The following is a 25764-nucleotide window of genomic DNA, read 5'->3' on the forward strand; positions in this document are numbered from 1 at the left end:
CGCGCGAAATGGGGAGAGAGCGCGGCCGCCTGATCAAGCCGGCAGATGCCGGCAGCGGATTCGGAGAGCCCGGCCGCCTTGCGATCCGGGAAAGGTTGGCATTCTAGGAGTGGCTAAATACCCGGTCAAGAATAACAATTTGGTTTGTTATTCTAATTCCGATGTAAAAAGATGTATGAAATAGTACGCGAATCGACGCGGCAAGCTTCATTGAAAACGCGATTTGCAAACCCTTCGCGCAGCGCTTAGGCTGAACATGCCTGAGCTTTCAGGCGTCTACCAAGGTCCAGTAGCCGAAGGAGTCATCCGACGGTTCAGCGGCTGAGGCCCAACGGTGGCAATCTCTTGCTGCCAGCATGACCGGAACGATTGAACTTCTGGTCGAGCGAAAGGATGGCATGGGCGTTGCGCCCGCCATCGAGCCCGGTGGCACGACTTCGCGTCGGGTCGCCGGGCTTTCTCATTTGGGCATCGCTTGGCGTTTGGGGCACACTCCCGCTCGATGAATGCTGCTTTGCTGAAACAGAACAAATGGGTGCGGCGCGGGGTCCTGGCATTGCTGATCCTGCTTTCCGTCTGGTTGATTGCCTGGCTCGCGGTGCCGCCGATCGTCAAGGCGCAGGTGCAAAAGATCGCCAGCGAGAAGCTGGGCCGGCAGGTCACGGTGGGCAAGATCGACTTCAAGCCCTGGACGCTCGAGGTCGCGGTGCACGACCTGCGCATCGCCACCGCCGACGGCAGTCAGCCGCAGGTGGCGGTGAAGCGGATCTACGCCGATGCCGAACTGCAGTCGATCCTGCGCCTGGCGCCGGTGATCGACGCGATCAGGATCGAGGCGCCCTCGATCCAGCTGTCGCACCTGGCCGATGGCCGCTATGACATCGACGACATCCTGGCCAGGCTCACGCCCGCGCCGGAGCCGCCCGATGCGCCCAAGAAGGAACCGCCGCGTTTCGCCATCTACAACATCGCAATCACCGACGGTGCTGTCGATTTCACCGATGCAACGGTCAAGCGCAGGCATGAGCTGCGCGATTTCGCCCTCAGCGTGCCTTTTCTCAGCAACCTGGCCTCCCAGCGCGAGATCAAGACCGAACCGAAGCTGGCTTTCGTCCTGAATGGCAGCAAGTTCGATTCGGCGGCGCAGTCGACGCCCTTTGCCGACAACCGCAAGACCGACGCGCACATCAACTTCCAGGGGCTGGATCTGGTGCCCTACCTGGGCTACATCCCGGGCGGCCTGCCGGTGGCGCTGCAGGCGGGCAAGCTCGATGCCGACCTCAGGATCGATTTCGAGCAAGCCGCCACCACAGGACTCAAGATCACCGGCAGCATCGCCGCGAACGGCATCAAGCTGGCCGATTCGAAGGGGCGCGACCTGCTGGGCTTCGATTCGCTGAAGATCGCGCTGGCCGACGTCCGGCCACTGGAGCGGGCGGTCCACCTGGGCGAAGTGGCGCTGGCCGGGCCGGACCTCGTCGTGGCGCGCGACGCGGCCGGACGGCTCAACCTGCTGGCGACCGACCCTGCGACCGGGGCGAGCGAGAAGGTGGCGGCGGTCCCGGTCTCGGCGCCGGCGGACGACGGCGCGGCCAAGGTGCCCGAGCCGCTGGCCTGGCGGGTCCAGGTCGACAAGGTGGCGCTGAGCGATGGCCGGATCGGCTGGCGCGACCAGACCACCCAGCCCGCCGCCGCCATCGACGTGAAGCAACTGGCGGTCGAGGTCCACGCCGTGGCCTGGCCGATGGAGAAACCGGCCACCTTCAGCGGCTCGAGCTCGATCGGCGGCGCTGCGCTCAAGTTCAACGGCGAGGCCACCGACAAGCAAGCCAAGGTCAGCACCGAGGTGGATGCGCTGCCGCTGTCGCTGGCCGCGCCCTACCTGGCCCAGAGCCTCGAACCCACGCTGGACGGCAAGCTGAGCGGCAAGATCGATGTCGAGTGGAGCGGCCCCGATCTCAGGTTCAAGGCCCGCAGCGTGGTCGCCGAGGGACTGGCGCTGACCCAGGAGAAGACCGCGCTGGCGAGCGTCGGCCGCTTCGAACTGGTCGATGCCGAAGTCGACATGACGAAGCACACGCTGGCGATCGCCTCGTTCACCGCTTCGAACCCGAAGATGCGCATCGAGCGCGACGACCAGAAGCGCTGGATGTTCGAGCGCTGGCTGAAGGCGCCTGCGGGCAACAGCCAGGGCGTGGCCGAGAATGCGAAGGTCGCAGCGCCCAGGAGTCCGAAGGCGGGCGAGGGGGCGGTGCCGCCGGGCGCCAACACGACGCCGTGGGCGCTGGCCATCGGCACGCTGGCGGTCGACAACGGCACGCTGTCCTATGCCGACAATGCCGGCGCCACGCCGGTGGCCTTCGAGATCAGCGCGCTCAAGCTGAACGCGCAGAAGGTCACGCCGAACACCGCCACGGTGTCGCCGCTCAAGCTGTCCGGGCGCATCGCCGCCGGTCGCGCGGAGCCTGGCCGCTTCGAGTACGACGGCAATCTGGTGCTCAAGCCGATCGCGGCCGAAGGCCGGCTGGTGCTGGCTTCGATGCCGGCCCATGCCTTCAAGGCCTACTACGCGGATGCACTCAATATAGACATCCGCCGCGCCTTCGCGAGCTACCGGGGCACGGTCAAGGTCGCGACCCTGCCCGCGGGCATGAGCGTGCGCCTGGCCGGTGACACGGCCATCGACGATTTCCGTGCCAACAGCGTGGTGCTGACGCAGGCGCCGGGCCTCTCGACCAACCGGCAACTGCTGAGCTGGAAGACCCTGGGCCTGCGCGGCCTGGAGGTGAACATGGTGCCGGGCACGCCGCTCAAGGTCGATGTGCGCGAGACCTCGCTGAGCGACTTCTTCGCCCGCGTCATCATCGATCCGACCGGCAAGCTCAATCTGCTGTACCTGGTCAAGAAGCCCGGTCAGCCGGTGGAGGCGGAAGCGGCGGCTACCGAAGTCGAAACCAAGCGCACCCTGTCGGGCACCACCACGACCACCAGCCGCCCACGCTCGGCGCGCTCCTCCGCTCGGGTGCCGCCAGCGGCGCCGCCGGCGGAGCTGATGGTCGGCGGCGGTGCCGCAGCCCCGGCCCCAGCGCCGGTGGCGGCCGCGGCGCCGGCCGMGGCCGACAGCGGCCCGGCACCGGTCATCACCTTCGGGCCCATGAGCCTCGTCAACGGCCGGATCGACTTCTCCGACCTGTTCATCAAGCCCAACTACTCGGCCGACCTGACCGAGCTGACCGGCAAGCTGAGCGCCTTTTCGTCCAAGCCCCAGGGCGACAAGCCGGTCCTGGCCGACCTCGAACTGCGCGGCAAGGCCCAGCAGACGGCGTCGCTCGAGATCACCGGCAAGCTCAACCCGCTGGTCAAGCCGCTCGAACTCGACATCACGGCCCGGATGAAGGAGCTCGACCTGCCGCCGCTGTCGCCCTACACGATCCGTTTCGCGGGCCACGGCATCGAGCGCGGCAAGCTCAGCATGGACGTCAACTACAAGATCGCGCCCGACGGCACGCTGACCGCGGCCAACAAGCTGGTGCTGAACCAGCTGCAGTTCGGCGAACCGGTCGAAGGCGCGCCGGCCAGCCTGCCGGTGCGGCTGGCCGTGGCGCTGCTGGCCGACCGCAACGGCGTGATCGACATCGACCTGCCGCTGCGGGGGTCGATCAACGACCCGGAGTTCAGCGTCGGCCCGCTGATCCTGAAGGCGATCGTCAATCTGATCGCCAAGGCCGCCACCGCGCCCTTCGCCTTGCTGACCGGTGGGTTCGGCGGCGGCGGCGGCGACGCCAGCACGATCGCCTTCGCGCCGGGCAGCTCGGAGCTGTCCCAGGAGGCGAAGGAAAACCTCGACAAGGTGGCCAAGGCGCTGAACGACCGTCCGGCCCTGCAGATGACGGTGATCGGCACCTCGAGCCTCGAGAAGGAGCGCGACGCCTACCAGCGCCAGCGCCTGCGCGCGTTGACGCAGGTCGAGAAGCGCCGCATCGCGGTGCGTGCCGGCAAGGATGCGGCCGAGGTCGGTCCGGTCACCGACGCCGAGTATCCGGAGTTGCTGGCCGCGGTCTACAAGCGTTCGGAGGTCACCAAGCCGCGCAACATGGTCGGCCTGGCCAAGGACCTGCCGACCCAGGAGATGGAAAATCTGCTGCTGGCCAGCATCGCGGTCGACGAGGAATCGATGCGGCAACTGGCCGTGGAGCGCGGCGCCGCGGCGCGCGACTACCTGCTGGCGCAGAAGCTGCCCAGTGAGCGCCTGTTCCTCGGCGCGGTGCGCACCAAGGCCGAAGGTGCCGACTGGAAACCCGGTGCCGAACTGAAACTGGCGACCCGTTGACCCGGATCGCCGCAAGTCGGTGAAAATGGAGCCCTGCGCCGGCAAATGCCGGCGCCTCGCTTTTCCCCTAAAGATAACGACATTCGCTCAGTGACTTCAACTTCCTCCAAGCCTCACGACCTCCAGTCCCTCGATACCTTGACCGGAGGCGCCTTCACCGCGCCCACCTCGGGCGAGCGCGCCCAGCGCATCCGGGACTGGCTCGCGGCCAACCCGTCGCCCGAGCAGATGCAGGACGTCTTCAAGGAGCTGAGCGGACGCGACAAGGGCGCCGCCCGGCTGTTGCGCGAGAAGCTCGACGAGCTCAAGCGCGCCAAGGGGCAGGAGGCGATCGCCGTCGAATGGGCGCACAAGGCCGAGGCCCTGCTGGCCCAGCCGAAGCTCAACATCGCCGATGCGCTGGCCTGGCAGCGTGATGCCGCCAAGGCCGGTGCGCCGCTCTCGCGCGAGCCGCTTGCAGGCTTCAAGGCCCGGCTGGCCGAGCGCGTGAAGGGGATCGAGGACCTGCAGCATCGCGCGCAGGTGCATCGCGAGGCGGCGGTGCTGCTGGCGCAGCGCTTCGAAGTGCTCTCAACCAAGAGCTGGCGCGATGCCCAGGGGGTCGAGGAGGCGCTGCGCGCCGACGTCGCCCACTGGCAGCAGCAGGCGGCCGAGATCACGGCCGACCCCAACTGGAGCAGTCTGGACGCCCGTTTCGCGCCGCAACTCGAATCCTCCAAGGCGCAGCTGCTGGTGGTTTCCGAAGCCTTCAACGGTGCACTGGCGCTGGCCGTGGCTGCGGCGGCGGACGCCGCCGCGCCGCTGCCGCCGGTGCCCGTGTGGGCCGACGAATTGCGCGTGGCCCGTGGCGGCACGGCCGAAGCCGCGCCCGCCGCAGCGGCCAGGCCGGCGGCTCCCAAGGTCGATCCGGAGAAGCGTGCAGCGGCGCAGGATGCGGTGCAGGCCGCGCTCGCCAAGCTCGAGCAGGAAACCGCCGAGGGGCATGGCAAGGCCAGCGCCGGCGCGGCGGCCGCGCTGCGCGCGGTGCTCAAGGAACACGGCAAGCTGGTCGAGGCGCCGCTCGAGGCCCGGGTCCATGCGGCCCTGGTGGCGGCGGGCGAGCTCGAGGGCTGGCAGCGCTGGAGCGCCGACAAGGTGCGCGAAGACCTGGTCGCCAAGGCCGAGGGCCTGCTGAAGCGGCCCGAAGGCCAGGCGCTCGGGGGACGCAAGATGCAGGAGACCCTGCGCGCCCTGCGCGAGCAATGGAAGCAATCCGACCAGGGCGGCGTACCCAACCACGCGCTCTGGAAGCGTTTCGATGAAGCCTGCAACGAAGCCCACAAGGTCGTCGAGGCCTGGCTCGAGAAGGTCCGCGCCGATGCCGCAGAGCACCGCGCGCTGCGCACCGCGTTGATCGAGGAAGTCAAGGCCTGGGCCGCGGAGCATGCCCAGGCGTCGGATCTGAAGGCGCATAACCGCGCGCTGCATCAGTTCGCCGATCGCTGGCGCGATGCAGGCCACGTGGGAGAAAAGGTCTTTGCCGAGCTGCAGGCCCAGTGGAACGAGGCCTTCGGCGCCGCCCGCGCGCCTTTCGAAACGGCGCAAAAAGCCAGCGTCGAGCGCCGCCAGGCCATGATCGCCGAGGCGGCCGAACTCGGCGCGGCGCCGATGCTGCGCATCGATGCGGTCAAGGCGCTGCAGCAGCGCTGGCAGCAGGAGGCGCAATCGGTGCCGCTGGATCGCCGCCACGAGCAAAAGCTCTGGGATGCCTTCCGGGCTCCGATCGACGAGGCCTTCAATCGCAAGACGGCCGAGCGCGAAAAAGTCTCGGCCGCGATGAGCGATCACGATCGTCACGTGCTGGATGCCTCCAAGGCGCTCGAGGCGGCCAACAGCACGGGTGATGCGCAGAAGATCCGCGCCGCGGTGGCCCAGCTTGAAGCCGCGCTGCGCGGAGAAGCGCCACCGCCGGCGCCCAAGGCCGCAGCGCCGGCAGCGGCCGCGGCCGCCGACGGACCCGCCATGGGAGCGACCGAAGTGGTGGCCCCGGGCCAGGCTGCGGCCGAATTCGGCGAGAGCGCCGAGCAGGCGCCCGCACCCGAGGACGCCGAGGCGCTGCCTGTCGCTGCGTCCGCGGACGCAGCTGCGCCCGCGCCCGACCTCGTCGCCCCGGCCGATGGGGCCGATCCTTCCGCCCGCTCCGACGCCGAAGCGGTGCCGGCCAGCCCGGCGCCCGCGCCGAAGCCGGCCCCGAAGCCGGTGATCGCCGTGCGCGGCGACGACCGGCCCGGCAACAAGAAGGCCGATGCCGTGCCCGCAGGACGCGGCGGCAAGTTCGGCGACCGACGCGATGGCCGCGGCCCCGGAGGCCCGGGTGGCCGTACCGGTGACCGGCCGCCGCGTCCCGGCGACCGGGGTGCGCCGGCCGGCGGCGGACGCTTCGGCGACCGCCCGCCGCGCTTCGAGGATCGCGGCCCCCGCTTGGGCGATGCTGCTTTCCGGGCTCAGCGCGAAGCGCTCGAGCGCGCCGATTTCGCGCTGCGCAAGCTGGCTTCGCAAGCCCATGGCGAAGCGCTCACGCAGGTGCTCGGCGCCTGGGAAAAGCGCGATGCCGCGCAGCTGCCCAGCGTCCAGGAACTGGGCCGCGCGGTGACGCCGGCGGTGCGCAGCGGCTGGTCGCAGGCCCTGGGCACCGCGCCCTCGGCCCCGTCGGCCGAAGCGGCCGAGGCGCTGTTGCGGCTTGAAATGGCGGCGGAAGTGCCGACGCCGGCCGAGCAGCTGGACGCCCGTCGCGCCTTGCAGCTCAAGCTCCTGACCCGGCGCGGCGACCCGACACCCGAACAGACCTGGGGCCAGGACGCCGGCAAGGTGCTGGCCGCCAACCACGATGCGGTCTCGGCACGCCGGCTTCAGAACGCCCTCAAGGCGCTGCTGCGCAAGTGATGGCGGCACGGTTGCCCCGGGCGGGGCGACCGCTGCTCAGCGGCTCTGAGGCGCGGTGAAAAACGCGTCGAACATCTGCACCAGCGCGCCCAACTCGGCCTGCAGCGCTGCGCGGTTCACGAAGTAGGCCTCGCACGCCACGGCGAAGAACTCGGCCGGCGACTGGGCCCCGTAGGGGTCCAGCCAAGGCTCCTCGCCGCCGAAACGCTCGGCCAGGATGGCTTTCTCGCGCAGGGCCTCATAGGCCGGCTGCAGCACCGCGAACCAGGCGCTGCGTGCCTCTCGCGCGCTGCACGTGCCCAGGAAGCCCGGCGGCAGTGGCGGACAGCCATCGGCCGTGCCGCTGCGCATGTCGATCTTGTGGGCGAACTCGTGGATCACGACGTTGTAGCCATCGGCCCGCGTGACGCTGCTGGCCAACACGTCCTGCCAGCTCAGCATCACCGGCCCGCGGTCCATGGCCTCGCCGGCGACGATCTCGTCGTACTGGTGCACCACCCCGGTGGCGTCGGTCACCGTGCGGTGCGCCACCACCTCCGAGGGATGGATCACGATGCCGACGAAATCGTCGTACCAGCGCATGCCGCCCTTCAGGTGCAGCACCGGCAGCACGGCCTGGGCGGCGACCGCCAGCGCCACCTCGTCGGTGATGACGAAGCCGTGCGCGCCATGGAACTGCTTGTCGCGAAGAAAGGCCGCGGCCAGTCCGCGCAACCGCTCCAGGTCGGCCGCCGGCCGTTCGGCCAGGAACGGGTAGCGTGCCAGCGTGGCTTGCCAGGCGGCGTCGGGCAGGCGGGCGGGGGCGCGCAGCCGGCGCAGCCAGCCGAACATCAGCGCAGATCGACGCGCTGGGCGCCGGCGCTCGACAGGCACAGCAACTGGGCGCGCGGCGGGTGCGCCGCCGCGTCCCAGTCGCTCAGCACGATGCGGCGCAAGCCTTGTCCGAGGTCGTGGATCGCCGGCCTGTGGGTGTGGCCATGCACCAGGGTACTGGCGCCGGCCTGCCGCAGCCAGGCGCGCGCGGCATCGGCATCGACATCGGCCCAGACCATGTCGGCGCTGCGCTTGCGGTCTTCGCTCTGGGCCCGCACCGAACGCGCGAGCGTGCGGCGCTCCTCGAGCGGGCGGGCCAGAAGCGCCTGCTGCCACTCGGGCGTACGCACCTGGTCCCGGAAACGCAGGTACTCGGTGTCCTCGAGGCACAGCGCGTCGCCATGGCTCAGGAGCCAGCGTTCGCCGTGCAGCACCAGTACCGTCGGATCGGCGACCAGCGTCATGCCGCAGCGCGCCGCGAAGTCGGCACCGACCAGGAAGTCGCGATTGCCGTGCATGAAAAAGACCGGCCGCCGCGCGGATGCCGCGCGCAGCACGTCGGCGCATTGCGCTTCGAAGCCGGGCAGGGCGGCGGCGTCGTCCCCGACCCAGACCTCGAACAGGTCGCCGAGAATGAACACGGCGTCGGCCGGCGTGGTGTCGAGGTAGCCCCGCCAGGCGTCGACGGTGGCGGGCTCCGCCGCCTGCAGGTGCAGGTCGGAGATGAGGTCGACCGTGCGCCAGGCCGAGGGCGCGACGATCTCGGCGAAAGCCGCCATGCGCGGGTGTCAGGGCCTCAGGCCTTGACGACGGCCTTCTCGATCACGACGTCCTCGAGCGGCACGTCATCGTGGAAACCCTTGCGGCCGGTCTTGGCGGCCTTGATCGCATCCACTACTTCCTTGCCGCCGACGACCTTGCCGAACACCGCATAGCCCCAGCCCTGGGCCGAAGGGGCCGTGTGGTTCAGGAAGCCGTTGTCGGCCACGTTGATGAAGAACTGCGCGGTGGCCGAGTGGGGCGCGTTGGTGCGCGCCATGGCGACCGTGTAGTTGTCGTTCTTGAGGCCGTTGTTGGCCTCGTTCTGGATCTCGGCGCCGCACGGCTTCTGGGTCATGCCGGGCTCGAAGCCGCCGCCCTGGACCATGAAGCCCGGGATCACGCGGTGGAACACCGTGTTGTCGTAGTGACCCTTGGTGACGTAGGCGAGGAAGTTCTCGACCGTCTTGGGGGCCTTGTCCTGATCGAGTTCGAGCGTGATGACGCCCTTGTCCTTGATGTGCAGTTCGACTTGCGGGTTGCTCATGGGAGTTCCTTTGTTTACTTCGCCAGGGTGGCGGATTGGATGGTGATGGTTTCGACCGGCACGTCCGGCATGCCGGCCTTGATGCCCGTGCGTGCGGCGCGAATCTTGTCGACCACGTCGGCGCCCGAGACCACCTTGCCGAACACCGCGTAGCCGTGGCCGTCGGGGTTCGGCGCGTCGAGCATGGTGTTGTCCTTCACGTTGATGAAGAACTGCGCGGTGGCGGAGTTCGGGTCCGACGTGCGCGCCATGGCGATCGTGTACTTGTCGTTCTTGAGACCGTTCTTGGCCTCGAGCGGGATCGGCGCGCGGGTCGGCTTCTGCTTCAGGTCGGGCGTGAAGCCGCCGCCCTGGATCATGAAGCCGTCGATGACGCGGTGGAACACCGTGCCGTCGTACTGCTTGTCCTTGACGTACTGGAGGAAGTTCTCGACCGTCTTGGGCGCCTTGTCGGGCGCCAGTTCGATCACGATGTCGCCGGCCGAGGTAGCGAGCTTGACGCGCGGCGCGCTCTGCGCCCAGCTGGGCACGGCAGTGGCGGCAAGGGCCAGCGTGGCAGCCAGGGCGAGGGCCCGGCGGCGCGACAGGACTTGTAGATTCACGGGTGGATCGCTTTCAGGTGAGTGCGCTGCGGCGGCGCGTTCTGGAAAGGGTTCAGTTGCGCACCGGCTTGCGCACCGGCGGGAGCGCCGGCGGCAGGGTGTCCGCGGCCGGCGCGCCGAACATCTGGCGCACCAGCGCGAGCTTCGGCGGCACCGTGGTGTTGCCGGCCTCCAGCTTCAGCGAACGGCCGTAGGACTGGGCGGCCAGCCGCGCATACACGTCGCCGAGGTTCTCGTGCGCCGTCGCGTAGTCGGGGTTGAGCTTGATCGCCATCTCGAGCGCGGCCCGCGCCTTGTCGAACTGGCTCTGGGCTGCATAGAGCGCGGCCAGATTGTTGTAGGGCTCGGGCAGCTCCGGGAAATCCTGCGTCAGCGCCGTGAAGGCCGCGACCGCGTCGGCCTGCTTGCCCTGCTCGGTCAGGATCACGCCGCGCAGGAAGCGCATCTGCGGGTCGCGCGGCTTGCCGGCGATGTAGGCGTCCGCCTTGGCCAGCGCCTGGTCGGCCTTGCCCTGGCGCAGCAGGGTGTTGACGTCGGCGTAGTCGTCCGCGTGGGCGGCGCCGACCAGCAGCGCGAGCAGGAGTGCGGCGAGGATCCGGAAGGTGCGGGGCATGAAGGAGGAGGGGTAGAAAGCGGCGTGCTGCATGGAGCCTCGAGAGTAGGAGGGGACGCGGGCCTCGTAAACACGCGGAAAACTTCCGGCGGTGGCCGTTTATACTGGGCGTGATTGTAGCCGAGGGGCCATCTCCAGCCGTTCGTCGCCACACCCCCCGTCACCCCTGAAAAACCCCCATCGTTCGCCCGTTCCAGCACGTGCGCGAATCGACGTTTCCGAGCCTCATGAGTCTTCGCATCTACAACACGCTCTCGCGTGAACTGGAGAAATTTTCCCCTCTGCAACCCGGCAGGGTGCGCATGTACGTGTGCGGCATGACGGTCTACGACTACTGCCACCTGGGCCATGCGCGTTCGATGATCGCCTTCGACGTGGTGCAGCGCTGGCTCAAGACCTCGGGCCTGGTGGTGGACTACGTGCGCAACATCACCGACATCGACGACAAGATCATCCGCCGCGCGGTCGAGAACGGCGAGAGCATCCGGGCGCTCACCGATCGGATGATCGACGCCTTGCACGAAGACGCCGACGCACTCGGCATCGAACGGCCTACACACGAGCCGCGTGCCACGGAGTTCATTCCGCAGATGCTGTCGATGATCTCCACGCTTGAGCAGAAGGGCCTGGCCTACCGCTCGTCCAACGGCGACGTGAACTTCGCCGTGCGCAAGTTCCCCGGTTACGGCAAGCTCAGCGGCAAGACGCTCGACGAGCTGCATGCCGGCGAGCGCGTGGCCGTGCTCGACGGCAAGGACGACCCGCTCGATCCGGTGCTCTGGAAGAGCGCCAAGCCGGCCGAGCCCGACGAGGTCAAGTGGGCCAGCGACTTCGGCGCCGGCCGTCCCGGCTGGCACATCGAGTGCTCGGCCATGGCCTGCCAACTGCTCGGCGAGACCCTCGACATCCATGGCGGCGGCGCCGACCTGCAGTTTCCGCACCACGAGAACGAGATCGCGCAGAGCGAAGGCGCGAATGGCAAGCCGCTGGCCCGCACCTGGATGCACAACGGCTTCATCAACATCGACGACGAGAAGATGTCCAAGAGCCTGGGCAATTTCTTCCTGATCCGCGACGTGCTGAAGAAATTCGACGCCGAAACCGTGCGCTTCTTCGTCGTCCGGGCGCACTACCGCAGCCCGCTCAACTACAGCGACGTGCATCTGGGCGACGCGCGCAATTCGCTGCGTCGGCTGTACAACGCGCTCGCCCTGGTGCCGCCGGCGCCGGTGGCGATCGACTGGGGCAACCCCTATGCGGCGCGCTTCAAGGCGGCGATGGACGAAGACTTCGGCACCCCCGAAGCCGTGGCCGTGCTGTTCGACCTCGCGGGTGAGGTCAATCGCACGCAGTCGAGCGAGGCGGCCGGCCTGCTGAAGGCGCTGGCCGGTTGCCTGAACCTGCTGCAAGCCGATCCGCAGGCCTTCCTGCAGGCCGGCAGCACGCTCGACGAGGCCACCATCCAGGCCCTGATCCAGCAGCGCGCCGATGCCAAGGCGGCGAAGGACTTCGCCGAGGCCGACCGCATCCGCCGCGAGCTGCTGGCCCAGGGCATCGTGCTGAAGGACTCGGCGAGCGGCACCACCTGGACCTCGGCGCAGTGAGCGCCGCCACCCGCACCATGGCCGCCAAGGAGCCGACCGTCCAGGTCTTCACGCCCGATTACTGGGAGGACGCCTGCAAGCACCTGGCCCGGAAGGACCGCGTCATGAAGCGGCTGATCCCGCGCTTCGGCGACGTCCGCCTGGAGTCGCGCGGCGACCCATTCACGACCCTCGCACGCAGCATTGTCGGCCAGCAGATTTCGGTGCCGGCGGCGCAGACGGTCTGGCGCCGCTTCGTGGAACTGCCGCGCAAGCTGACGCCGGCCAGCGTGCTGAAGCTCAAGGTTGACGACATGCGCGGCGCCGGCCTCTCGGCGCGCAAGGTCGAGTACCTGGTCGATCTGGCGATCCATTTCGACTCGGGCGCGGTGCACGTCGACGCCTGGGAAAACATGTCCGACGAGATGATCATCGCGGAACTGATCGCGATCCGCGGTATCTCTCGATGGACCGCCGAGATGTTCCTGATCTTCCACCTGATGCGCCCCAACGTGCTGCCGCTGGACGACCCCGGCCTGATCAGCGGCATCAGCCAGAACTATTTTTCGGGTGATCCGGTCAGCCGCAGCGACGCCCGCGAGGTGGCCGTCGCCTGGGCGCCGTATTGCAGCGTGGCGACTTGGTATATTTGGCGATCGCTCGACCCGCAACCGGTCGTTACTGAATAACAGGAGAAGACGTTGGCGAAACGAACCTTTCTCGACTTCGAGCAGCCCGTGGCCGAGCTCGAAAGCAAGATCGAAGAACTGCGTTATGTACAGACCGAATCCGCGGTCGACATCTCTGAAGAAATCGATCAACTGGGCAAGAAAAGCCTGCAGCTCACCAAGGACATCTACAGCGACCTGACGCCCTGGCAGATCACCAAGATCGCCCGCCATCCCGAGCGCCCCTACACGCTCGATTACGTGAACGAGATCTTCACCGACTTCGTCGAGTTGCATGGCGACCGCCACTTCTCGGACGATCTGTCGATCGTGGGCGGCCTGGCGCGCTTCAACGGCACGCCCTGCATGGTGCTGGGCCACCAGAAGGGCCGCGACACCAAGGAGCGCACCGCGCGCAACTTCGGCATGAGCAAGCCCGAGGGCTACCGCAAGGCGCTCCGGCTCATGAAGACGGCCGAGAAGTTCAAGCTGCCGGTCTTCACCTTCGTCGACACGCCGGGCGCCTATCCGGGCATCGACGCCGAGGAGCGCGGCCAGTCGGAGGCCATCGGCCGCAACATCTTCGAGATGGCGCAGCTCGAGGTGCCGATCATCGTCACCATCATCGGCGAGGGCGGCTCCGGCGGCGCGCTGGCGATCTCGGTCGGCGACCAGCTGGTGATGCTGCAGTACTCGATCTATTCGGTGATCAGCCCCGAAGGCTGCGCCTCGATCCTCTGGAAGACCAGTGATCGTGCCCAGGAAGCCGCGGATGCCCTGGGCATCACGGCGCACCGCCTCAAGGCGCTGGGCCTGGTCGACAAGATCGTCAACGAACCGGTCGGCGGCGCGCATCGCGACCACCGCCAGATGGCGGCCTTCCTCAAGCGCGCGCTCAACGACTCGTTCCGCCAGGTCAGCGACCTGTCGACCAAGGATCTGCTGAACCGCCGCTACGAGCGGCTGCAGAGCTACGGCCGCTTCGCCGACACCAAGGCCGACAGCGGCAAGTAGGGCGCCGCGGCCGCCGGCCGCCGTTTCGCCCGTCGCCATGGAAAACCCCGCCGTCCACGCACTCGCGGCCTGGCCGGCGCCGCTGCCTTTGGCGGTCGCCTACAGCGGCGGCGCCGATTCCACCGCCTTGCTGCATGCCGCCGCCGCGCGCTGGCCGGGGCAGGTGCATGCGCTGCACGTGCATCACGGGCTGCAGCAGGCGGCCGATCGCTTTGAGAGCCATTGCGCGGCCACCTGCGCGGCCCTGGGCGTGCCCTTGCACGCGGCCCGTGTCGATGCCCGCCATGCGACGGGTGAGAGCCCGGAGGATGCCGCGCGCCGCGCTCGCTACGCCACGCTGGCGGCGCTGGCACTGGCGCAGGGTTTGCGGGACGTGGCGCTGGCCCAGCACGCCGATGACCAGGTCGAGACGATGCTGATCGCGCTCGGCCGCGGCGCCGGGCTCGACGGGCTGGCCGGCATGCCGCGCCGCATGGAGCGGCATGGCGTGAGCTTTCACCGGCCGCTGTTGGAACTCCGGGCCGATGCGCTGCGCGAATGGCTCGCCGCCGCCGGCGTGAGCCATATCGAAGACCCCAGCAACAGCGACCTGCGCTTCACGCGCAACCGGATCCGCCAGTTGCTGCTGCCGGCCCTGCAGGCAGCGCTGCCGCAGTACCGCGACACCTTTGCGCGCTCGGCACGCAATGCCGCCAGGGCCTCCGTCCTGCTCGCGGGGCTGGCCGAGCAGGATCTGGCCGAGGCCGGTTCGCCGCCGGCGCTGGCCGTGTTGCGGGCGCTGCCGCAGGAGCGTCTGGCCAATGCGCTGCGCCACTGGCTGCGGCGCGACCATGGCGCGGTGCCCAGTGAAGCGCAACTCCTGCAGCTGCAGGCGCAGATCGCCGCCTGCAGCACGCGGGGGCACCGGATCCGCCTCAAGATCGCGGCCGGGCGGGTCGAGCGGGAAGGCGGCGTGCTGCGTTGGTACAATGCTTCGCCCTTGTCGTAGCCCGCAGCCTCGGCGCTGAGTTCGGCTCGGCGGGCGCACGGATTCCGGCATTGCGGCGTCCGAACCCTTCTCTTTGACTTCACCCATGGCATTGATCGTTCATAAATACGGCGGCACGTCGATGGGCTCGACCGAGCGCATCCGCAATGTCGCCAAACGCGTCGCCAAGTGGGCGCGCGCCGGCCACCAGATGGTCGTGGTCCCGAGTGCCATGAGCGGCGAGACCAACCGCCTGCTCGGCCTGGCCAAGGAACTGGCGCCCGGCAATGCCGGCACCACCTACGCCCGCGAACTCGACATGCTTGCCGCAACCGGCGAGCAGGCTTCATCGGCCCTGCTGGCGATCGCGCTGCAGGCCGAGGGCCTTGAGGCCGTGAGCTATGCGGGCTGGCAGGTCCAGGTCAAGACCGACAGCGCCTACACGAAGGCGCGCATCGAGAGCATCGACGACGATCGCGTGCGCGCCGACCTCGACGCCGGCCGCGTCGTCGTCATCACCGGTTTCCAGGGCGTGGACGAGGGCGGCAACATCACGACCCTCGGGCGCGGCGGCAGCGACACCTCGGCGGTGGCGATCGCGGCGGCGCTGAAGGCCCACGAGTGCCTGACCTTCACCGACGTCGACGGCGTCTACACCACCGACCCGCGCGTGGAGCCCGACGCGCGCCGGCTCAAGACCGTGAGCTTCGAGGAAATGCTCGAGATGGCGAGCCTGGGCTCCAAGGTGCTGCAGATCCGCTCGGTCGAATTCGCCGGCAAGTACAAGGTGCCGCTGCGCGTGCTGTCGAGCTTCACGCCCTGGGACATCGACATCGAGGAAGAAGCCAAGTCCGGCACGCTGATCACTTTCGAGGAAGACGAAAACATGGAAAAAGCCGTCGTATCCGGCATTGCCTTCAACCGCGACGAAGCCAAGATCTCGGTGCTCGGCGTGCCCGACAAGCCGGGCATCGCGTACCACATCCTCGGCGCTGTCGCGGACGCCAACATCGAGGTCGACGTGATCATCCAGAACCTGAGCAAGGACGGTCGCACCGACTTCAGCTTCACGGTGCATCGCAACGACTACGCCAAGGCGATCGACCTGCTCAGGGACAAGGTGCTGCCCACGCTGGGCGCGGCCGACATCGTCGGCGACACCAAGATCTGCAAGGTCAGCATCGTCGGCATCGGCATGCGCAGCCACGTCGGCGTGGCGAGCAAGATGTTCCGCGTGCTGAGCGAAGAGGGCATCAACATCCAGATGATCTCGACCAGCGAGATCAAGACTTCGGTCGTGATCGACGAAAAATACATGGAACTCGCGGTCCGCGCGTTGCACAAAGCCTTCGATCTGGACCTGCCGACGGTTTGATCGTGGCATAATTGACGGCTCAGGAACTGTGACCGAGTGGCCGAAGGTGCTCCCCTGCTAAGGGAGTATGGGGTGTAGAGCCTCATCGAGGGTTCGAATCCCTCCGGTTCCGCCAGACATCGTCTTGGACGATCCCAAAAAGCCCCGCTGCATCCGTGCAACGGGGCTTTTTCATTGAGGCGCGCATTCCGATCCCGCCCACATCATGCTGCCACGCGCCATGCCGCGCTTCGACGCCGACGATGCCCAGTGCGCGGCCTTGTGGGCCTGCCTGAATCAGGGTCTGCCGAATGAATGGGCATCGCCCGCGCGTCCCGCCCCGGGCGGCGTCTGCAGGGCGCCGGTGCGCCGCCGGGTAACATCCCCGCATGCCCGAATTCACCCTCGAACTTGCCTCCGTCGTCGCTGTGACCTTTGCCTCCATCATGACCGTCGGCTTCGCCTGGCGCGAACGCAAGTGGGGGCCGGCGCTCATGATGGTCGGCATCGTGGGCTTCCTGGCCATCATCGCGTACGGCATCGTGCCGAAATTCTGAGCCAGGGTCGGGGTTCGGAGACGAACCCTCGCCCTCGCTATTGGACGATCAGCCCCTTCAACGCCGGGTCGGCCTCGGGCACGCTGAACTTCATGCCCTTGAGTGTCTTGACCAGCAATTGCGCGATCATCAGGTTGCGGTGCCGCTTGCTGTCGGCCGGGATCACGTGCCAGGGCGCCTCGTCGGTCGAGGTGGCGACCAGCGCCTTGTCGTAGGCCTGCTGGTAGGCATCCCATTTCTTGCGGACCTCGAGATCGGCCAGCGCGAACTTCCACTGCTTGCCGGGTTCGTCGATGCGGGCCTGCAGGCGCACGCGCTGCTCGTCCTTGCTGATGTGCAGCATGCATTTCACGATGACGGTGCCGGTCTGGGTCAGCAGCCGTTCGAAGTCGTTGATCAGCGCGAAGCGCTGCCGCGTCTCGTCCTTGCCGATCGTGCCCTCGACCACCGGCACCAGCACGTCCTCGTAGTGACTGCGGTTCCACACGGTGATGTCGCCGGTGCGCGGCGCCGCGGCATGGCAGCGCCACAGGAAGTCGTGCGCGCGCTCCTCCTCGGTCGGGGCCTTGAAGGCGGTCACCTTGACGCCCAGCGGCGAGGTGCGCGAGAACACCCAGCGGATCGTGCCGTCCTTGCCGCTGGTGTCCAGGCCCTGCAGCACCAGCAGCAGCTTGCGCCGCCCTTCGGCGTGCAGCAGGTTCTGCAGCGTGTCGAGTTCGATGGCCAGGGCATCGAGCTCGGCGCGCTGCGCATCGTCGTTGCCCTCGAGAAAGGGCGTCTCGGCGGGGTCGACGCCCGCCAGGCTGAACTTGCTGTCGACGCGGTACTTCTTGAAGCTGGCCATCGGCGGGGGTTCCTTCACTCGTTGTCGTCGGGCTCGAGCGAGGCGCTCCAGCGGTTGTCCCAGTCGGCGCGGCGGGCGCCGTCGAGCTCGCGCCGGTCGCGCTTGGTGGGCCGGCCCTGCTCGATGGCGAGCGCCGGTTCGCTGCCGAGCCGGCGCTGTTCGCGCGCGGCGGCCTGCGCCGCCAGGCTCTCGGGCGTCTCTTCGTACAGCTGCTGCGCGATCGGGGCCGGGCCGCGCTGGCCGCTGATGCCGCGCACCCGCACCACGCGCGACAGGCTGCCGAGCCGCATCGTCACCGTGTCGCCCACCTTGACTTCGCGCGAGGCCTTGGCGACGTCGCCGTTGACCTGCACGCGGTTCTTGCCGATTTCCTCGGCGGCAAGCGAGCGCGTCTTGAAGAAGCGCGCGGCCCAGAGCCATTTGTCGATGCGAAGACGGTCCATGTGTCAGCGATTGTCGCGCGCCTGCGGGAATCGCACGACTGCATCGAGCCCGACGGTCCGTCCGTCGGCTGTCCGGTTCTCCAGCGCGATGCGGCCGCCCAGCGCCAGCACGATCTCGCGGCAGATCGCCAGCCCGAGGCCGGAGCCGCTGGCGACGTCGCCGGCCGCGAAGGGCGCGAACAGCCGCTGCCGCAGCTCGTCGGAGATGCCCCGGCCGTGGTCGCTCACCACCAGCAGCGCCGTGTCGCCTTCGGCATGCACCTTCACCGTCAGCGCGGCGCCGCGCGGGCTGTGCTTGATCGCGTTGTGCAGCAGGTTGCGCGCGAGCTCCTGCAGCATCCAGCGGTGGGCGCGCACCGGCACCGGCGCCGGATCCGTGCAGAGCTCGAAATCGAGCGCCTTGTCCGCGACCAGCGGCGACAGGTCGAGTGCGACCTCGCGCACGGCCTCGCCGAGGTCCAGGGTGACCGACTCCGGCTGCTGGCGCAGCTGCTCGACCTTGGCCAGCGAGAGCATCTGGTTGGCGAGCGCGGTGGCGCGTTCCACGGTCTCGCTGATTTCGCCCAGCGCCTGGTCGGGCGGCACGTCGCCGCGGCGTGCCGACTGCACCTGTGCCTTGAGCACCGCGAGCGGCGTGCGCAACTGGTGGGCGCTGTCGCGCACGAAGCGTTTCTGATGGTCCAGCAGGCGCTGCAGGCGGCCCATGACCTGGGTGGTGGCATCGATCAGCGGCCGCAGTTCGCGCGGCGCGTCAGGCGCCTCGATCGGCGAGAGGTCGTCGGCGGCGCGGGCCTGGATCGTCTCGCCGAGCGCCCGCACCGGACGGGTGGCGCGCTGCACCACGACGACGGTGACCGCGGCAATCACGCCCAGCAGCACCAACTGCCGCCACAGCGTGTCGAGCAGCAGCTTGCGCGCCAGGGTCTCGCGCAGCTCCAGCGTCTCGGCCACCTGCACCACGGCCATGCCGCGCCCGCGGGCGCTGGCGACCGGCTGCAGCAGCACCGCCACGCGCACCGGCATGCTGCGAAACTCGGCGTCGTAGAAATCGACCAGCGCCGCGTAGGGCGGCCGGTCGGGCAGCTTGCCGCGCCAGAACGGAAGTTCCGCGAAGCCCGAGACCATCTCGCCGTCGAGCCCGGAGACGCGGTAGTACATGCGGCTCTGGTTGTCGGCTTCGAAGGCCTCGAGCGCGGAGTAGGGCACGATGGCCCGCAGCGAGGCGGCCTGGTCGTAGCCTTCGACGTCGAGCTGTTCGCCGATGGTCTTGGCGGAGGCCAGCAGGGTGCGGTCGTAGGCGGTGGTCGCGGCCGCCAGGCTCTGGCGATAGAGGCTCACGCTGTTGATCACGATGAACAGCGCGATCGGCGCCAGGATGCCCAGCAGCAGCCTGGCGCGCAGCGAGGCCGCCCGCATCATGTCTCTTCGCGCAGCAGGTAGCCCAGCCCGCGCAGCGTCATCAGGGTGGCGCCGGTGGCGGCCAGCTTCTTGCGCAGGCGATACACCACGACTTCGACCGCCTCGTACTGCACGTCCGCCTCGCCCGGAAACACCAGTTCGAACAGGCGCTCCTTGCTGACCGCGTGGCCGGGCTTGACCATCAGCGCCTTGAGCAGCGCCAGCTCTCGCGGCGTGAGTTCGAGCACCTCGGCGCGATGGTAGATCGCGCCGCTGTCGGGTTCGTAGCGCAGGCCGCCGACTTCCGGTAGGCGCGCCGGCGAGTCGGCGCCGGCGCCTTGGTGGCGGCGGTTCAGGGCCCGGATGCGGGCTTCGAGTTCGTCGAGGTCGAAGGGCTTGGGCAGGTAGTCGTCGGCCCCGGCGTTCAGGCCGACGATGCGGTCACCCACGGTGCCGCGGGCGGTCAGCAGCAGCACCGGCGTGCGCAGCCCGGCCGCGCGGGCCTGGGCCAGCACCTGCAGGCCGTCGAGCCCGGGCAGGCTCAGGTCGAGCGCGACCACGTCGGGCTCGAGTTCCTGCCATTGCGCCAGCGCGCGGGCGCCGTCGCCGCAGATGCGCACGTCGATCTGGCGGCGTCCGAGCGTGCGCTGCAGGGTGGTTTGCATCGACGGATCGTCTTCGATTAGCAGCAGCTTCATTCCGCGATTTTCGGTGTTTACCCCAGTGCCGCGGACAGCCAACTGACAGCGGGGCGGCGCATCATAGCGGCGTCAGCTTCCTCTCAGCTTGCCCATACATCCAAGGAGACATGCATGCGTCGCGATACCTTCCTGAAGTCACTGGCCGCCCTGGCCGCCACCGGAGCCCTGCCGTTGTCGGCCTGGGCCGCCGCCAACGTCAAGATGATGATCCCCGCCAATCCGGGCGGCGGCTGGGACACCACCGGGCGGGCGCTGGGCAAGGCGCTGACCGACGGCAAGCTGGCGGACACGGTGACCTACGACAACAAGGGCGGCGCGGCCGGCGCGCTGGGCTTGGCCCAGTTCGTCAACGGCTCCAAGGGTGACCCGAACGCGATGATGATCATGGGCGCCGTGATGCTCGGCGGCATCATCACCGGCAAGCCGCCGGTGAGCCTGTCGCAGGCCACGCCGATCGCCCGCATCACGAGCGAGTACAACGTCTTCGTGCTGCCCGCGAGTTCGCCGCTCAAGACCATGAAGGACGTGATCGAGCAACTCAAGAAGGACCCGGGCAGCGTCAAGTGGGGCGGCGGCTCGCGCGGCTCCACCGAGCACATCGCGGCCGCGATGATCGCGTCGAAGGTCGGCGTCGATCCGTCCAAGATCAACTACGTCGCGTTCCGGGGCGGCGGCGAGGCCACGGCGGCGATCCTGGGCGGCAACGTCACGGTCGGCGGCAGCGGCTTCAGCGAATTCGCCGAATACATCAACGCCGGCAAGATGCGCGCGATCGCGGTCACCTCGGCGCAGCGCCTGCCGGGCATCAACGTGCCGACGCTCAAGGAGCAGGGCATCGACGTCGAGATCGGCAACTGGCGCGGCGTCTATGGCGCGCCCGGGATCACGCCCGAGCAGCGCAAGGCGCTGACCGACATGGTGCTGGCGGCGCTCAAGACGCCGGCCTGGGGCGAAGCCCTGAAGAAGAACGACTGGACGCCCGCGGTGCTGTCCGGCGAGGCCTTCGCCAAGTTCGTCGACGACGAGTTCGCGAGCCTGCGCGCCACCATGGTCAAGTCCGGCATGGTCTGACGAGCCCCCACGCTCCGTCACTTCGTGTGGTCGCTGCCCCCCGAGGGGGCCGCGGGCCGCCTTGGGGCGGCCCGGCGCCGGCCTGATGCGCGCCGATGAAAGAACACAGGGCGGCGTGCTCTTTTTTTTGATTGACACCCGAGGTCCAGAACAATGTCCAACATTGACCCTCTTTTGGGCGCGCACGTGTTGCACGCTTCCCCGTCCGAGCCGCCGGCGATCTGGCCGCAGACACTGGTCGGTGTCGGCGTGCTCATCACCGGCCTGGCCCTCGCCTTCGGCGCCATCGGCATTTCCTCCGAGGCCGGCTACGGCGGCGTCGGCCCCAATTTCCTGCCCTGGCTGGTCTCGATCGCGCTGACGGTGTGCGGCGGCTGGATCATCTGGGAGGCGCGCACCGGCGGTTTTCGCGAGATGGATGCGCCTTCGGGCGCGGTCCGCTCGTACTGGGCAGGTTTCGCGTGGGTGTCGGCGGGCCTTTTGTTGAACGCCGCACTGATCACCTCGATCGGCTTCATCCTGAGCTGCACGCTGTGCTACGTGCTCGCGGTGCAGGGCCTGCGCCGCGCCAGCGGGCAGGGCGGCGTCAATGCGCCGCGCACCTGGCTCATCGACCTCGTGACCGGCGCACTGATCGCGGCGCCGGTGTTCTGGATGTTCACGCAGTTCCTGGCGATCAATCTGCCGGGTCTCACCAGCACCGGGTGGCTCTGACATGACAAACCCCCACGCTCATCACTTCGTGTATTCGCTGCCCCCCGAGGGGGCGCAGGCCTCCCTTGGGGCGGCCCGGCGGGAGGCCTGACATGGAAATCTTCAACGCATTGATGCACGGTTTCGCGCTGGCGATCACGCCCGCGAATCTTCTCTGGTGCCTGGTGGGCTGCGCCCTGGGCACGGCGGTCGGCGTGCTGCCCGGCATCGGTCCGGCGGTGGCGGTGGCGATGCTGCTGCCGATCACCGGCAAGGTCGACGTCACGGCCTCGATGATCTTCTTCTCGGGCATCTACTACGGCGCCATGTACGGCGGCTCGACCACCTCCATCCTGCTCAACACGCCCGGCGAGACCGCCAGCATGGTGACCGCGATGGAGGGCAACAAGATGGCCAAGAGCGGGCGCGCGGGCGCGGCGCTCGCGACGGCCGCGATCGGCTCCTTCGTGGCCGGCACCATCGCCACCGTGGTCGTCACGCTGTTCGCGCCCTTCGTTGCCGAATTCGCGGTCAAGCTGGGCCCGCCCGAGTATTTCCTGCTCATGCTGCTGGCCTTCACCACGGTCAGCGCGGTGCTCGGCAAGAGCACCCTGCGCGGCATGACGGCGCTGTTCATCGGCCTGGCGGCCGGCTGCATCGGCCTTGACCAGATCTCGGGGCAAGGCCGCTACACCGGCGGCGTCCCCGAGCTGCTCGACGGCATCGAGATCGTGCTGGTCGCGGTGGGCCTTTTCGCAGTGGCCGAGGTGCTCTATGCGGTGCTCTACGAGGGCAAGGTGGTCGAAGGGCAGAACAAGCTGAGCCGCGTCCACATGACGGCGCGCGACTGGAAACGCTCGATCCCGGCCTGGCTGCGCGGCACCGCCATCGGCACCCCGTTCGGCTGCATCCCGGCCGGCGGCACGGAGATTCCGACCTTCCTGAGCTACGCCACCGAAAAGAAGCTGGCCAAGGACGCGGACGCCAAGGCCGAGTTCGGCACCAAGGGTGCGATCGAGGGCGTTGCCGGCCCCGAGGCCGCCAACAACGCGACCGTGACCGCGGCGCTGATCCCGTTGCTGACGCTGGGCATCCCGACCTCGAACACCACCGCGATCCTGCTCGGCGCGTTTCAGAACTACGGCATCCAGCCCGGACCGCAGCTGTTCACGACCTCGGCCGCGCTGGTGTGGGCACTGATCGCGTCGCTCTACATCGGCAACGTGATGCTGCTCGTGCTGAACCTGCCGATGGTGGGCCTGTGGGTCAAGCTGCTCAAGATCCCGAAGCCCCAGCTCTATGCGGGCATCCTGATCTTCGCGACGGTGGGTGCCTACGGCATGCGCCAGAGCGCCTTCGACCTGGTGCTGCTCTACGCCATCGGCGTGCTGGGCGTCGTCATGCGGCGCTTCGATTTTCCGACCGCCCCCGTGGTGGTCGGCATGATCCTCGGCCCGCTGGCGGAAGCGCAACTGCGCAACGCGATGTCGATCGGCGAGGGCAGTGCGGCGGTGTTCTTCCAGCGCCCGATGTCGATCGTGCTGGTGATCATCGTGCTGTCCGTGATGATCCTGCCGCGCGTTGCCAAGCGCATCGCCGAACGGCGCGCCGCCGCCGCTCTTTGACGGCGGCGACGCGAGACGGCACGCAAGAACGGACGAGCGCGCAGGCTCAGTTCTCTTCGGCTCCCGAGCCGTACTTCGCGGTGGTGGCCATCGGTGTGCTGGCGCCCTTGCGGCGCTGTACCTCGGCCACGAACTCCGGGCCGTTGCGCATGCGCTGGTAAGCCGCCAGTTGCGCGCGGTACGCCCCGCTCGACGGGTCGTAACTCTCCTGGTTGGCGACCTGGCTCATGCCGGACTTGATCCAGAGGCTCAGGTCGGCGCTGACTTCGGCCCGGCTCATCGCGCCCGGCGCCGTGTCGGCGGGGCCGACGCGCAACTCCGACGGCGCGCTGGCCATCGACCGGCTGGCCGCGTAGTCGGCCGTCACGGCCGAGCGGCTGGAGGCGCTGCCCGCGGTGGCGATCGGCGTGCCGACCCACTGCTCGGCGGGGACGGTCTGGGCAAAGGCCGTGGCGCTCGCCAGTGCCAATGCGCAGACACCGAGAAGTTGCTTGGCATTCATGATGAAATCTCCTGAAGGCTTGGATGTGCGGCCACGGATATCGCGGTCATCACAGGACGCAACTGTGACGATCCGGCGCCTGTCACGCTGTGCGTTTGCGCACGGCTTTTCGCAATCGATCCGACATCTCCGGGGAGGTCTGCCATGACGCTCCAACGTTCCAGTCTCGGCTTGCAGCAGATCGCGCTGCTGGAAGGGCTGTCGGCCGAGCGGCTGGACCGGCTCGCGCAGCACTGCCACTGGAAGAGCCTGCCGGCCGGGACGCCGGTGCTGCTGCGCTCGGAGCGCAACAGCGATGTCTACTTCCTCGTCTCCGGCGCACTGCGGGTGACCTCGTACTCGGCCAACGGCCGGCAGGTCACTTTTCGTGACCCGCAGGAGGGCGAGCATTTCGGCGACATCGCCGCCATCGACGGCCAGCCGCGATCGGCCGACGTCGTCACGCTCACGCCCACCGTGGTCGCCCGCCTGGACCGGGGTGCATTCCTGGGCCTGCTGCGCGACGAGCCGGTGGTCGCCGAGCGCGTGATGCGCGGCCTGGCGGCGCTGGTGCGGCAGCTGTCGGAGCGGGTCATCGACCTGAGCACGCTCGGGGTGCAGAACCGCGTGCACGCCGAACTGCTGCGACTGGCGCGGCTGGCCGGCGTCATCGACAACAGGGGGCGGCTGGAGCCGGCGCCGACCCATGCCGACCTGGCCAGCCGGATCGGCACCAACCGCGAACAGGTGACGCGGGAGCTCAACGCGCTGCGCCGCGAAGGGCTGCTCGCCAAGGACGGCAAGGCGCTGGTGGTGCCGGATGTGGCGCGGCTGGCCGCGCTGGTCGCGGAGGTGCGGGGCTTCGCCTGAACCGGTCAGTTGTGCGTGTGGCCGTGCGATTCGGTTGCGCTGCCGGCTGGCGCGCCGACCGGGACGACCACCCTGAGCGAACTCCTGGCGCCCTTGGCGTCCTCGAAACGCAAGGTGAGCGGGATGGTGCTGCCCTTGGCGATCGGTTGCTTCAGGTCCATCAGCATCACATGCAGGCCGCTCGGCTTGAGTTCGACGGTCTCCCGTGCCGGCAGCGCGAGGCCGCCCGGGACCTCGCGCATTCTCATCGTGTCGCCCTCCATCTTCATCTCGTGCACCTCGGCCACGCCGGCGACCGGCGTGGAGATGCCCACCAGCCGGGCGCCCGACGGCGCGGTGAGCTTCATGAAGGCGCCGGTGCCGCTCTGGCCGGGCACGGTCTGGCGCACCCAGGCATCGCGCACATCGACCGCCGCGACCCCCGCCGGCAGCACGTCGAGGCGGGCTGCGGGCAGGGCCAGCTTCGCGCTCGAGCCGGCCACCGGCAGCTGGGCCCAGTCGGCGCTGCCGACGTCACAGCTCTGCAGCACCTTGAAGTAGAGCGGGCCGGGCGTGTCGGTCAGCTTGCCGCGCACGATGAACTCGGCGCGCTCGGCGCCGGGCAGGGCGGTTTGTGCGGAGTCGGCTTTCCAGGCCACCTCGCGCGGCGTGGCGGTGAGCGTCCAGCCGGTGCGCGGCTGCGCCTGGACCAGCGTGAAGCCTTGGGGCAGCTGGACCCGCAGGCCGGTGGTCGTCTTGGCGTCGGTGCAGGCATGGCCGACGCGGAAGGCCGCGTCGTACTCGCTGCCGGCGGCGGCACCGCCGGCGGGCAGGCTGACGTGGGCCAGGGCGGCCGCGCTGAAGAGGGCCGCGCAGGCGGCGAGCGATCGGGTGGCGAAGGGAACGGTCATCGAAGTCTCCTTGGGTCGG

23 protein-coding genes and 1 tRNA gene are annotated in these 25764 nt (G+C 68.8%); 13 read left to right on the forward strand and 11 right to left on the reverse strand.

All coding sequences use genetic code 11. From position 1 onward, the window contains the following. Positions 1 to 502 precede the first annotated feature (502 nt). The gene (locus AC1DYK_RS03245) at positions 503 to 4330 is read left to right on the forward strand and encodes a DUF748 domain-containing protein (protein ID WP_478164945.1); all 3828 of its coding nucleotides are present in this window, start codon (positions 503 to 505) and stop codon (positions 4328 to 4330) included. A 90-nt stretch (positions 4331 to 4420) separates the two neighbouring features. Then, complete coding sequence (locus AC1DYK_RS03250; protein ID WP_478164946.1) at positions 4421 to 7252, forward strand: DUF349 domain-containing protein; 2832 nt, start codon at positions 4421 to 4423, stop codon at positions 7250 to 7252. A gap of 36 nt (positions 7253 to 7288) precedes the next feature. Here the strand turns inward: AC1DYK_RS03250 and AC1DYK_RS03255 are convergent, their stop codons facing one another. From AC1DYK_RS03255 to AC1DYK_RS03275, 5 genes are read right to left on the reverse strand one after another with little or no spacing between them, the layout of a single operon-like run. Further along, positions 7289 to 8083 carry a M90 family metallopeptidase gene (locus tag AC1DYK_RS03255; protein WP_478164947.1) on the reverse strand — a complete coding sequence of 265 codons (795 nt, stop codon included), beginning with the start codon at positions 8081 to 8083 and terminating at the stop codon, positions 7289 to 7291. Further along, complete coding sequence (locus AC1DYK_RS03260) at positions 8083 to 8844, reverse strand: UDP-2,3-diacylglucosamine diphosphatase (RefSeq protein WP_478164948.1); 762 nt, start codon at positions 8842 to 8844, stop codon at positions 8083 to 8085. The genes AC1DYK_RS03255 and AC1DYK_RS03260 overlap by 1 nt, the downstream gene beginning before the upstream one ends. A gap of 17 nt (positions 8845 to 8861) precedes the next feature. Continuing rightward, positions 8862 to 9371, reverse strand: coding sequence for a peptidylprolyl isomerase (locus AC1DYK_RS03265; RefSeq protein ID WP_478089431.1), 510 nt, complete (start codon positions 9369 to 9371; stop codon positions 8862 to 8864). A gap of 14 nt (positions 9372 to 9385) precedes the next feature. Then, positions 9386 to 9973, reverse strand: coding sequence for a peptidylprolyl isomerase (locus tag AC1DYK_RS03270; protein WP_478164949.1), 588 nt, complete (start codon positions 9971 to 9973; stop codon positions 9386 to 9388). A 52-nt stretch (positions 9974 to 10025) separates the two neighbouring features. Next, a complete protein-coding gene (locus AC1DYK_RS03275) occupies positions 10026 to 10619 on the reverse strand; it encodes a tetratricopeptide repeat protein (RefSeq protein ID WP_478164950.1) in 594 nt (197 codons plus the stop codon). A gap of 194 nt (positions 10620 to 10813) precedes the next feature. Between AC1DYK_RS03275 and cysS the strand changes: the two genes are divergently transcribed. From cysS to AC1DYK_RS03310, 7 genes are all read left to right on the forward strand, one after another. Further along, positions 10814 to 12190 carry a cysteine--tRNA ligase gene (gene cysS, locus AC1DYK_RS03280; RefSeq protein ID WP_478164951.1) on the forward strand — a complete coding sequence of 459 codons (1377 nt, stop codon included), beginning with the start codon at positions 10814 to 10816 and terminating at the stop codon, positions 12188 to 12190. A 17-nt stretch (positions 12191 to 12207) separates the two neighbouring features. Beyond that, positions 12208 to 12858 carry a DNA-3-methyladenine glycosylase family protein gene (locus AC1DYK_RS03285; RefSeq protein ID WP_478165005.1) on the forward strand — a complete coding sequence of 217 codons (651 nt, stop codon included), beginning with the start codon at positions 12208 to 12210 and terminating at the stop codon, positions 12856 to 12858. Between the two features lie 12 nt (positions 12859 to 12870). Then, the gene (locus AC1DYK_RS03290) at positions 12871 to 13851 is read left to right on the forward strand and encodes an acetyl-CoA carboxylase carboxyltransferase subunit alpha (RefSeq protein ID WP_478089428.1); all 981 of its coding nucleotides are present in this window, start codon (positions 12871 to 12873) and stop codon (positions 13849 to 13851) included. 37 nt (positions 13852 to 13888) lie between these two features. Further along, complete coding sequence (tilS, locus tag AC1DYK_RS03295) at positions 13889 to 14839, forward strand: tRNA lysidine(34) synthetase TilS (RefSeq protein WP_478164952.1); 951 nt, start codon at positions 13889 to 13891, stop codon at positions 14837 to 14839. Between the two features lie 85 nt (positions 14840 to 14924). Beyond that, entirely contained in the window at positions 14925 to 16193 is a 1269-nt protein-coding gene (locus AC1DYK_RS03300; RefSeq protein ID WP_478164953.1) for an aspartate kinase, read from the forward strand. Between the two features lie 22 nt (positions 16194 to 16215). Next, positions 16216 to 16308, forward strand: a tRNA-Ser gene (locus tag AC1DYK_RS03305). Between the two features lie 253 nt (positions 16309 to 16561). Beyond that, complete coding sequence (locus AC1DYK_RS03310; protein WP_478164954.1) at positions 16562 to 16729, forward strand: hypothetical protein; 168 nt, start codon at positions 16562 to 16564, stop codon at positions 16727 to 16729. A gap of 37 nt (positions 16730 to 16766) precedes the next feature. Here the strand turns inward: AC1DYK_RS03310 and AC1DYK_RS03315 are convergent, their stop codons facing one another. From AC1DYK_RS03315 to AC1DYK_RS03330, 4 genes are read right to left on the reverse strand one after another with little or no spacing between them, the layout of a single operon-like run. Next, positions 16767 to 17573 carry a PPK2 family polyphosphate kinase gene (locus AC1DYK_RS03315; RefSeq protein ID WP_478164955.1) on the reverse strand — a complete coding sequence of 269 codons (807 nt, stop codon included), beginning with the start codon at positions 17571 to 17573 and terminating at the stop codon, positions 16767 to 16769. A 14-nt stretch (positions 17574 to 17587) separates the two neighbouring features. Then, a complete protein-coding gene (locus tag AC1DYK_RS03320; RefSeq protein WP_478164956.1) occupies positions 17588 to 18016 on the reverse strand; it encodes an RNA-binding S4 domain-containing protein in 429 nt (142 codons plus the stop codon). Positions 18017 to 18019: 3 nt separating this feature from the next. After that, positions 18020 to 19435: a sensor histidine kinase gene (locus tag AC1DYK_RS03325; protein ID WP_478164957.1), complete on the reverse strand. Its 1416-nt coding sequence runs from the start codon at positions 19433 to 19435 to the stop codon at positions 18020 to 18022. Further along, positions 19432 to 20112 carry a response regulator gene (locus AC1DYK_RS03330; protein ID WP_478091055.1) on the reverse strand — a complete coding sequence of 227 codons (681 nt, stop codon included), beginning with the start codon at positions 20110 to 20112 and terminating at the stop codon, positions 19432 to 19434. The genes AC1DYK_RS03325 and AC1DYK_RS03330 overlap by 4 nt, the downstream gene beginning before the upstream one ends. A gap of 114 nt (positions 20113 to 20226) precedes the next feature. Between AC1DYK_RS03330 and AC1DYK_RS03335 the strand changes: the two genes are divergently transcribed. The 3 genes from AC1DYK_RS03335 to AC1DYK_RS03345 all read left to right on the forward strand — a co-directional run bounded on the left by AC1DYK_RS03335 (position 20227) and on the right by AC1DYK_RS03345 (position 23504). Then, positions 20227 to 21186 carry a Bug family tripartite tricarboxylate transporter substrate binding protein gene (locus tag AC1DYK_RS03335; RefSeq protein WP_478091057.1) on the forward strand — a complete coding sequence of 320 codons (960 nt, stop codon included), beginning with the start codon at positions 20227 to 20229 and terminating at the stop codon, positions 21184 to 21186. A gap of 153 nt (positions 21187 to 21339) precedes the next feature. Then, complete coding sequence (locus AC1DYK_RS03340; RefSeq protein WP_478164958.1) at positions 21340 to 21900, forward strand: tripartite tricarboxylate transporter TctB family protein; 561 nt, start codon at positions 21340 to 21342, stop codon at positions 21898 to 21900. Between the two features lie 92 nt (positions 21901 to 21992). Beyond that, positions 21993 to 23504 (forward strand): tripartite tricarboxylate transporter permease, encoded by a 1512-nt coding sequence (locus AC1DYK_RS03345; RefSeq protein WP_478164959.1) that lies wholly within the window; start codon positions 21993 to 21995, stop codon positions 23502 to 23504. 46 nt (positions 23505 to 23550) lie between these two features. Here the strand turns inward: AC1DYK_RS03345 and AC1DYK_RS03350 are convergent, their stop codons facing one another. Further along, the gene (locus AC1DYK_RS03350) at positions 23551 to 24006 is read right to left on the reverse strand and encodes a hypothetical protein (RefSeq protein WP_478164960.1); all 456 of its coding nucleotides are present in this window, start codon (positions 24004 to 24006) and stop codon (positions 23551 to 23553) included. 144 nt (positions 24007 to 24150) lie between these two features. Between AC1DYK_RS03350 and AC1DYK_RS03355 the strand changes: the two genes are divergently transcribed. After that, the gene (locus AC1DYK_RS03355) at positions 24151 to 24855 is read left to right on the forward strand and encodes a Crp/Fnr family transcriptional regulator (protein WP_478164961.1); all 705 of its coding nucleotides are present in this window, start codon (positions 24151 to 24153) and stop codon (positions 24853 to 24855) included. 5 nt (positions 24856 to 24860) lie between these two features. Here AC1DYK_RS03355 and AC1DYK_RS03360 read toward each other — a convergent pair whose 3' ends face one another. Then, the gene (locus AC1DYK_RS03360) at positions 24861 to 25745 is read right to left on the reverse strand and encodes a copper chaperone PCu(A)C domain-containing protein (RefSeq protein WP_478164962.1); all 885 of its coding nucleotides are present in this window, start codon (positions 25743 to 25745) and stop codon (positions 24861 to 24863) included. Positions 25746 to 25764: the final 19 nt, after the last annotated feature.

Source organism: Variovorax sp. P2_H12 (assembly GCF_056403395.1).